Below are 7,320 nucleotides of genomic sequence, written 5' to 3'. Positions count from 1 at the left end.
CCCAGCATACCCCTGGTTGAACCCTCAATCAGGGGTTGCCGGTTACGGCTTCACCAGGCGTCGGCCAGCAGGTCGCGGGTCTCGCCCAGCAGCTGCGGGAGCACCTTCGTCTGGCCGATGATCGGCATGAAGTTCGCGTCGCCGCCCCAGCGCGGGACCAGGTGCTGGTGCAGGTGCGCGGCGATGCCGGCCCCGGCGATGACCCCCTGGTTGAGCCCGATGTTGAACCCGTGCGCGCCCGACACCTCACGGATCACCTTCATCGCGTGCTGGGTGAACTCCGCGACCTCGCGTGTCTCGGCAGGCGTCAGCTCGGTGTAGTCCGCGACGTGCCGGTAGGGCACCACCATCAGGTGCCCGGGGTTGTACGGGTACAGGTTCAGCACGGCGTACACCGCGTCGCCACGCGCGACGATCAGGCCGGTCTTGTCGTCGAGCGACGGGATCCGGCAGAACGGGCAGCCGGGCTCCTCGTCGCCGTCCGGCTTGTCCTGGCCCTTGATGTAGGCCATCCGGTGCGGGGTCCAGAGGCGCTGGAACGCGTCCTGGACCCCGACGCCCTGCTGCTCGACGAACTCGGGACCCTCACTCACCGAACGACCGTCTCCAGCGCTTCGGCCGACGGCGAGGCGTTTTCGCGCCGCTCGATCCAGCCGGCGATGGCGGCGACGGCGTCGGCCACCGGCACCCCGTTGATCTGCCCGCCGTCGCGGAAGCGGAACGACACCGCGCCCGCCTCGACGTCCTTCGCGCCGGCCAGCAGCATGAAGGGCACCTTCTGCGTGGTGTGCGTGCGGATCTTCTTCTGCATCCGGTCGTCGCTCGCGTCGACCTCGGCACGGATCCCCTTGGCGCGCAACGCCTTCTCGACGTCGCGCAAGAAGCCGACCTGGTCGGCGGTGATCGGGATGCCGACCACCTGCACCGGAGCGAGCCACGCCGGGAACGCGCCCGCGTAGTGCTCGGTCAGCACGCCGAAGAACCGCTCGATCGAGCCGAACAACGCACGGTGGATCATCACCGGCGTCTGCCGGGTGCCGTCCGGCGCGGTGTACTCCAGCTCGAACCGCTTGTTCTGGTTGAAGTCCAGCTGGATGGTCGACATCTGCCAGGTGCGGCCGATCGCGTCCTTGGCCTGCACCGAGATCTTCGGCCCGTAGAAGGCCGCGCCGCCCGGGTCCGGGACCAGCTCGAGGCCGGAGTCGACGGCGGCCTGCCGCAGCGTCTCGGTGGCCTCCTCCCACTCCCAGTCCTCGCCGATGAACTTGTCGGAGTCGCCGCGGGTGGACAGCTCGAGGTAGAAGTCGGAAAGGCCGTAGTCGGCCAGCAGGTCCAGCACGAACTTCAGCAGCGACCGGAGCTCGCCCGGCATCTGCTCCTTGGTGCAGTAGATGTGCGAGTCGTCCATCGTCAGGCCGCGCACGCGGGTGAGGCCGTGCACCACGCCCGACTTCTCGTAGCGGTAGACCGTGCCGAACTCGAACAGCCGCAGCGGCAGCTCGCGGTAGGACCGCCCGCGCGAGCGGAAGATCAGGTTGTGCATCGGGCAGTTCATGGCCTTGAGGTAGTAGTTCTCCTCGTCGAACTGCACCGGCGGGAACATGGTGTCCGCGTAGTAGGGCAGGTGGCCGGAGGTGTGGAACAGCTCGCCCTTGCTGATGTGCGGGGTGTTCACGAACTCGTAGCCGGCCTCCTCGTGGCGGCGGCGCGAGTAGTTCTCCAGCTCCCGGCGGATGATGCCGCCCTTGGGGTGGAACACCGGCAGGCCGGAGCCGATCTCCTCGGGGAAGGAGAACAGGTCCAGCTCGGCGCCGAGCTTGCGGTGGTCGCGGCGCTCGGCCTCGGCGATGCGCTCCAGGTAGGCGTCCTGCGCCTCGGCCGACTCCCACGCCGTGCCGTAGATCCGCTGCAGCTGCGGGTTCTTCTCGCTCCCCCGCCAGTACGCGGCGGCGACGCGGGTCAGCTTGAACGCGGGGATGAACTTGGTGGTCGGCACGTGCGGACCACGGCAGAGGTCACTCCAGACACGTTCCTTGGTACGCGGGTCGAGATTGTCGTAGATGGTGAGCTCGCCCTCGCCCACCTCCATCACCTCGGCGGTGTCCACTTCGGACTTGAGGTCGACCAGCTCCAGCTTGAACGGCTCGTCGGCCAGTTCCTTCTTCGCCTCGTCCACGGAGTCGAAAACGCGCCGCGAGAACTGCTGGGCGCCCTTCACGATCTGCTTCATGCGCTTTTCGAGCGCCTGCAGGTCTTCCGGGGTGAACGGGGTGTCGACGGCGAAGTCGTAGTAGAAACCGTCCTTCACCGGCGGGCCGATACCCAGCTTGGCGTCCGGGAACTGCTGCTGCACGGCCTGGGCGAGCACGTGCGCCGCCGAGTGGCGGATGACGCTGCGCCCGTCGTCGGTGTTCGCGGCGACCGGCTCGACCTCGGTGTCCGTTTCCGGCGCCCAGGCGAGGTCGCGCAGCTTGCCCTCGGCGTCGCGCACGACGACGATCGTGTCCGCGCCCTTGGTCGGCAGGCCGGCTTCGCGGACCGCCGCGCCCGCCGTAGTGCCCGCCGGTACCACCACGCGGGAGGCGGCCACGGGGGAAACGGGGGACGGCTGCGACACGATCGGCTCCTCGGACTGCAGTGACAAAGATGACGCCGTCGATGCTAGTCGGCGGCCGGTTCGCGCCTCACACGCGTCCGGGAATGCCGGACGGGCCGCCTCCACACCGGAGACGGCCCGCCCGATCGGGGTAGTCAGTTCAGCGGGATTTCGTCACAGGGTCTCGACGACCTGCTCGAAGTCCAGCCGCGGCAACCGGTCGAACCACGGGTTCTCCCCCGGCTTGCCGACGTTCACGACGACCAGCGAGCGCAGCGGTTTGCCGTCGAAGAACTCCTGGTCGACACCGGCGGCGTCGAACCCGGTCATCGGGCCGGCGGCCAGCCCGGCGGCGCGGACGCCGATGATGAAGTAGCCCACCTGCAGCAGCGAGTTCAGCTTGGCGAACTCGACGCGGCCGTCCTCGTCCGAGAAGTTGTCCTTCGCGCTGGGGGCGTGCGGGAAGACCTGCGGCAGGTTTTCGTGGAAGTCGACGTCGGCGGCCAGGACGACGGTCAGCGGGGCGGCTTCGGTCTTGGCCCGGTTGCCCGGGGCCATATGCGGGAGCAGGCGGGCCTTCGCCTCGGCGGTGCGGAGCACCAGCGCGCGCAGCGGCTGGGTGTTCATCGACGTCGGGGCCCACTTGACGAGGTCGTAGATCGCGCGGACCTGCTCCTCGGTCACCGGCTCGGAGCTGAAACTGTTGGCGGTGCGCGCCTCGCGGAACAGCAGGTTCTGGACGTCCGCGGGGAGCTGGAGTGCCTCGGTCTGCTCGGCAAAGGTGGTCATGGGGCGGGATTCCTTCCGTGGGTCGGTCTCCCCGTCCAACATGCTTGAGCATTGAACTATTTCGCTCTCAACCACCTGTCGCCGGTGAAGTGGATCACAGGCCTCCGGAAACGGGCACGGCCGCCGACCCCCCGCGGTGGGGGTCGGCGGCCGTGGCGCGGAACGCGCGGTGAAGAAGCCGGACGGGTCAGTAGGCGCCCTGACCGCCCATCACCGCGCGGAAGGTCTTCCAGAGGATCACCAGGTCCAGCGCGAGGGACCAGTCCTCCACGTAGCGCAGGTCGAGCCGGATGCTCTCGGCCCAGGTGAGGTCGCTGCGGCCACTGACCTGCCAGAGCCCGGTCAGGCCCGGCTTCACCAGCAGGCGGCGCCGCGCGTCCGGCGCGTACTGCGCGGTCTCCTCCGGCAACGGCGGCCGGGGGCCGACGAGCGACATCTTCCCGGAGACGACGTTGAACAGCTGCGGCAGCTCGTCGAGCGAATACCGGCGCAGCAAACCACCCACACGGGTGATACGCGGATCCCGCTTCATCTTGAACAGCGGACCGGCACCCTCGTTCTCCGCCTCGAGGTTCTTGCGGATCTCGTCGGCGTTCGTGACCATCGTCCGGAACTTCAGCATGGTGAAGACGGCGCCGTCGCGGCCGACGCGGCGCTGGCGGTAGATCACCGGGCCGCGGTCGTTCAGCTTGATCGCGAGCGCGATCACCAGCAGCAGCGGGGACATCATCGTGAGCAGGAACGCCGAGCCGGCGCGGTCCACGATCTCCTTCACCACACGGCGCCCGCCCGTGAACATCGGCGCGGTGACCCGCAGCAGCGGCATCCCCAGCACCCCGGTGACGTTCAGCCGGGGGCCGGCGACCTCCATCAGCACGGGGGCCACGACCATCTCGGCGCCGGTGCCCTCCATGTCCCAGGCCACGCGCTGCAGGCGCTTCGGGCTCCAGTACTGGTCCGCGGTGATCGCGACGACGCGGTAACCGCCGCGGCGCACGTGCCGGGAAAGCTCCTCCAGCCTCCCGACCACCGGGACACCGTCGATCTCGCCGCTGTCGCGGTCGGCGCCGTGGCCGGTGAACGTGCAGGCCGCCTCGACCCGCCAGCCCACGTGCGCCTCGGACCGGGTGCGGGCGATCAGGTCGGCGACGGTCTCCGGGCTGCCGGCCGCCATCACCGGCAGCAGGCAGAGTCCCTTGGCGCGCTTGCGGTGCAGCACCTGGCGCAGCAGGTAGCGCTGCGGGAAGGCGACGAGGGCGATCGCCGGGACGACGATGAACACCCAGACCTGGACCTCGAGCGCGCCGAACAGCAGCCCGCCCAGCGCCACGAGGACGGCGGCGGTGATGAAGCCGCGGCCGAGGGTGCGGTACTCCTCCGCGCCTTCACCGAGCACGCGCGGGCTCCACGCCCGGCTGACCGGGAGCGAGACGAACACCGCGAGGATGGTGCCGAAGGCGTGCATGTCGTGCGGAGCCACGCGGTCGATGACGAACGCGCTGATCGCGATCACCAGCAGCGTGACGAACACGTCGCTGCCGATGACCCAGGCTCTGTATCTGGCCTCCCAGGCCGCCGGCAACGCCTTCGGGGACGGAGTGCCGGCCGGTTCGGCGGCCGGGCTCTCGTCCCGCTTGGCGGGTCGCGGGATGGCTTGGAGGTCGATGTGCGGCGGTGGCTGCGCCACCGTGTACGAAGGCCGCACCGACTCTTCCATCAGACCTCCCGGAAACAGGAATCGGAGTTGTCACCGCGGGCACACTGCGTCACCGAGAGTGATTTCGGAGAGTGATCGCAAACTCGGTTGTCGCGCTGGGGCCGCGGAAGCTTCACAAGGCAAGGTATCGGCGACTCTCTCAGCATCGTTACAAGGATTTCCAGCCACATGCTGCGCGTCTTCCCCGCCAGAAAATGGCCGCAAGATAACAAGATGATGACGATGCGTAATAGCGCGTATCCCTCGAAAAACTACGCAATGTAGCCATAAATCGCGATACCCGCACCCGGGTGGACGCCACCTGTCCGAACGGCCGAACGGCCGCCGCGATCTACTGTGGACACTTCTCGAGGCCGGCGGTCCATTGTGGATCGAACCGGTCCGCGACGAGTGCCAGGTGACACGCGGGGTGATCAAGTGGTGACGTTCGCCGCCAAGCCGTCACACGTGCCGTTTTCCGTCACACGATCACCCTGCGCGAGCGGACCACGGACCCGCGGCCGCCGGGCCCGCGATGTGCCGGCCACGCACCGTGACCGTCCGCTCACGACGAGGCGGACCGGCCCGATCGCGCCGCCGTCGCGTGCCGAGGATCACACCGCCACCTCACAGACGTCCGAGTTCGACAGAAACCCACCGGCACGGCGGTTTCCGGAAGAAGATCCACCGGACCCGGGTACCCCCGGATCCGAAGCTCTGTTGACAGCCATACGGCGGCCGCGAAGTGACAGTTCACTCCGGATCGCACGACTACCCGCGCGGGGGATGATCGCCTTGATCGCGCGTGCCGAAGCCGCCCGCGAAAAGTGACCACACGCTGGGGGTCCGGGGGCTCGCCCCGGCGGGGGCGTGGGGGCTCGGCCCCCACGGGACACAACGAAAGAGCCCTGCTTGCGTAGTCCGCAAGCAGGGCTCTACCCGATTGAGTTCGTGGGCGATACTGGGATCGAACCAGTGACCTCTTCGGTGTGAACGAAGCGCTCTCCCCCTGAGCTAATCGCCCGCTCGGGATGTCGTGATGACTGTACCGCACTACTTCGGAACGCCTGCAAACGGGTGGTCCTGAGCGACCACACTCCGCTTACCGGCGAGTACGGAACGAACAACCCCGAGCTAGCCGGGGTTGCGGGGCCCGGGGGCCGCCCGACACGACGTTCGACATCCGTGCGACGGTGCTACCACGCGGCGATCAAACCGCGCAGTATGGACGGGTGAACCCTCGCGGGCGCGTCCGTCGTGCTGCGCGCCGCGGGGTGAACACGGGCGGCCGACGGGGGCCGATGAGCCCGGACGGGTGATCTGCGGCGCACCCGCGACGGATTCGGCCTCCCGATGCGTCCCAGTGGTGACGCCCTCGGCCAGGCCGGGCCGGGAAGGGAGACGAGGGGTAGGACGATGCGCAACGATCACGTGACGCTCCGCTCGACGGCGGTCTTCGACCTGCTGGCGCCGCGGACGCCCGCGGTTCCGGTGAAGGTGGAGCTGCGCTACGACACACGCGACCCTTACGCGGTCGTCGCCGCCTTCCGCACGGGCCGGGCCGGCTGGGTCGAATGGGTGTACGCACGCGACCTCCTCGCGGACGGCCTGCTGGCCGACGCGGGCGACGGCGACGTCCGCATCCGCCCGTCCGTCGAGGACCCCGAATCGGTGCTCATCGAGCTGAACTCGCCGTCCGGGCACGCCATGTTCGAGGCGTCCGCCCAGGAGCTGGCCGACTTCCTCGACCGCACCTACGACGTCGTGCTGCCGGGCAACGAGCACCTGTGGGTCGACGTCGACGACGCGCTCACCCACCTCATCCCGCACGATCTGGCCTGATCACGGGCCCGCAACGGCCAAGTGACACCCCGGTGTCACAGCCGTTTCCGGGGTCCGATATGGTTTTTCCACACCACGGCGACGGGGTGAGGCACCGGGCCACGGCCCACAGCCTCCCGAACCGGAGCTGAGGAGTGCGGATGTAGCGCAGCTGGTAGCGCATCACCTTGCCAAGGTGAGGGTCGCGGGTTCGAATCCCGTCATCCGCTCGGTAGGCTCTCGAGGCCTGGCACGGTGGAGTGGCCGAGAGGCGAGGCAACGGCCTGCAAAGCCGTGTACACGGGTTCGAATCCCGTCTCCACCTCGCGCGATTAGCTCAGCGGGAGAGCGCTTCCCTGACACGGAAGAGGTCACTGGTTCAATCCCAGTATCGCGCACCACGTGTTTTCGCAGGTCA

At 68.7% G+C, this 7,320-nt stretch carries 5 protein-coding genes and 4 tRNA genes; 4 read left to right on the top strand and 5 right to left on the bottom strand.

Features of this window, described 5'->3' with window-relative positions; translation table 11 throughout:
* Positions 1-50: 50 nt before the first annotated feature.
* From ACGFMK_RS39270 to ACGFMK_RS39250, 5 genes are all read right to left on the bottom strand, one after another.
* Positions 51-593: an HIT family protein gene (locus ACGFMK_RS39270; protein WP_392774283.1), complete on the bottom strand. Its 543-nt coding sequence runs from the start codon at positions 591-593 to the stop codon at positions 51-53.
* Positions 590-2,617 carry a threonine--tRNA ligase gene (thrS, locus tag ACGFMK_RS39265; RefSeq protein WP_392774281.1) on the bottom strand — a complete coding sequence of 676 codons (2,028 nt, stop codon included), beginning with the start codon at positions 2,615-2,617 and terminating at the stop codon, positions 590-592. The genes ACGFMK_RS39270 and thrS overlap by 4 nt, the downstream gene beginning before the upstream one ends.
* A 153-nt stretch (positions 2,618-2,770) precedes the next feature.
* On the bottom strand, positions 2,771-3,385 hold the full coding sequence (locus ACGFMK_RS39260; RefSeq protein ID WP_392774279.1) for a malonic semialdehyde reductase: 615 nt from the start codon (positions 3,383-3,385) through the stop codon (positions 2,771-2,773).
* Between the two features lie 187 nt (positions 3,386-3,572).
* Positions 3,573-5,102, bottom strand: coding sequence for a sugar transferase (locus tag ACGFMK_RS39255; protein ID WP_392774277.1), 1,530 nt, complete (start codon positions 5,100-5,102; stop codon positions 3,573-3,575).
* A 931-nt stretch (positions 5,103-6,033) separates the two neighbouring features.
* Positions 6,034-6,105, bottom strand: a tRNA-Val gene (locus tag ACGFMK_RS39250).
* A gap of 392 nt (positions 6,106-6,497) precedes the next feature.
* Between ACGFMK_RS39250 and ACGFMK_RS39245 the strand changes: the two genes are divergently transcribed.
* The 4 genes from ACGFMK_RS39245 to ACGFMK_RS39230 all read left to right on the top strand — a co-directional run bounded on the left by ACGFMK_RS39245 (position 6,498) and on the right by ACGFMK_RS39230 (position 7,303).
* Positions 6,498-6,923, top strand: coding sequence for an SsgA family sporulation/cell division regulator (locus tag ACGFMK_RS39245; RefSeq protein WP_033293569.1), 426 nt, complete (start codon positions 6,498-6,500; stop codon positions 6,921-6,923).
* A 136-nt stretch (positions 6,924-7,059) separates the two neighbouring features.
* Positions 7,060-7,132 (top strand) — tRNA-Gly (locus tag ACGFMK_RS39240).
* 24 nt (positions 7,133-7,156) lie between these two features.
* A tRNA-Cys gene (locus ACGFMK_RS39235) sits at positions 7,157-7,227 on the top strand.
* Between the two features lies 1 nt (position 7,228).
* Positions 7,229-7,303, top strand: a tRNA-Val gene (locus tag ACGFMK_RS39230).
* Positions 7,304-7,320: the final 17 nt, after the last annotated feature.

Source organism: Amycolatopsis sp. NPDC049252 (genome assembly GCF_043197175.1).
Lineage (GTDB): Bacteria > Actinomycetota > Actinomycetes > Mycobacteriales > Pseudonocardiaceae > Amycolatopsis.
The sequence above is the reverse complement of the archived record's forward strand: the minus strand, read 5'-3'. Positions and strand labels throughout refer to the sequence as shown.

Excerpts from the sequence above, each read along its gene's own strand:
- ACGFMK_RS39255 (WP_392774277.1), bottom strand. The coding sequence starts at position 5,102 with ATGGAAGAGTCGGTGCGGCCTTCGTACACGGTGGCGCAGCCACCGCCG.
- ACGFMK_RS39245 (WP_033293569.1), top strand. The coding sequence starts at position 6,498 with ATGCGCAACGATCACGTGACGCTCCGCTCGACGGCGGTCTTCGACCTG.
- ACGFMK_RS39260 (WP_392774279.1), bottom strand. The coding sequence starts at position 3,385 with ATGACCACCTTTGCCGAGCAGACCGAGGCACTCCAGCTCCCCGCGGAC.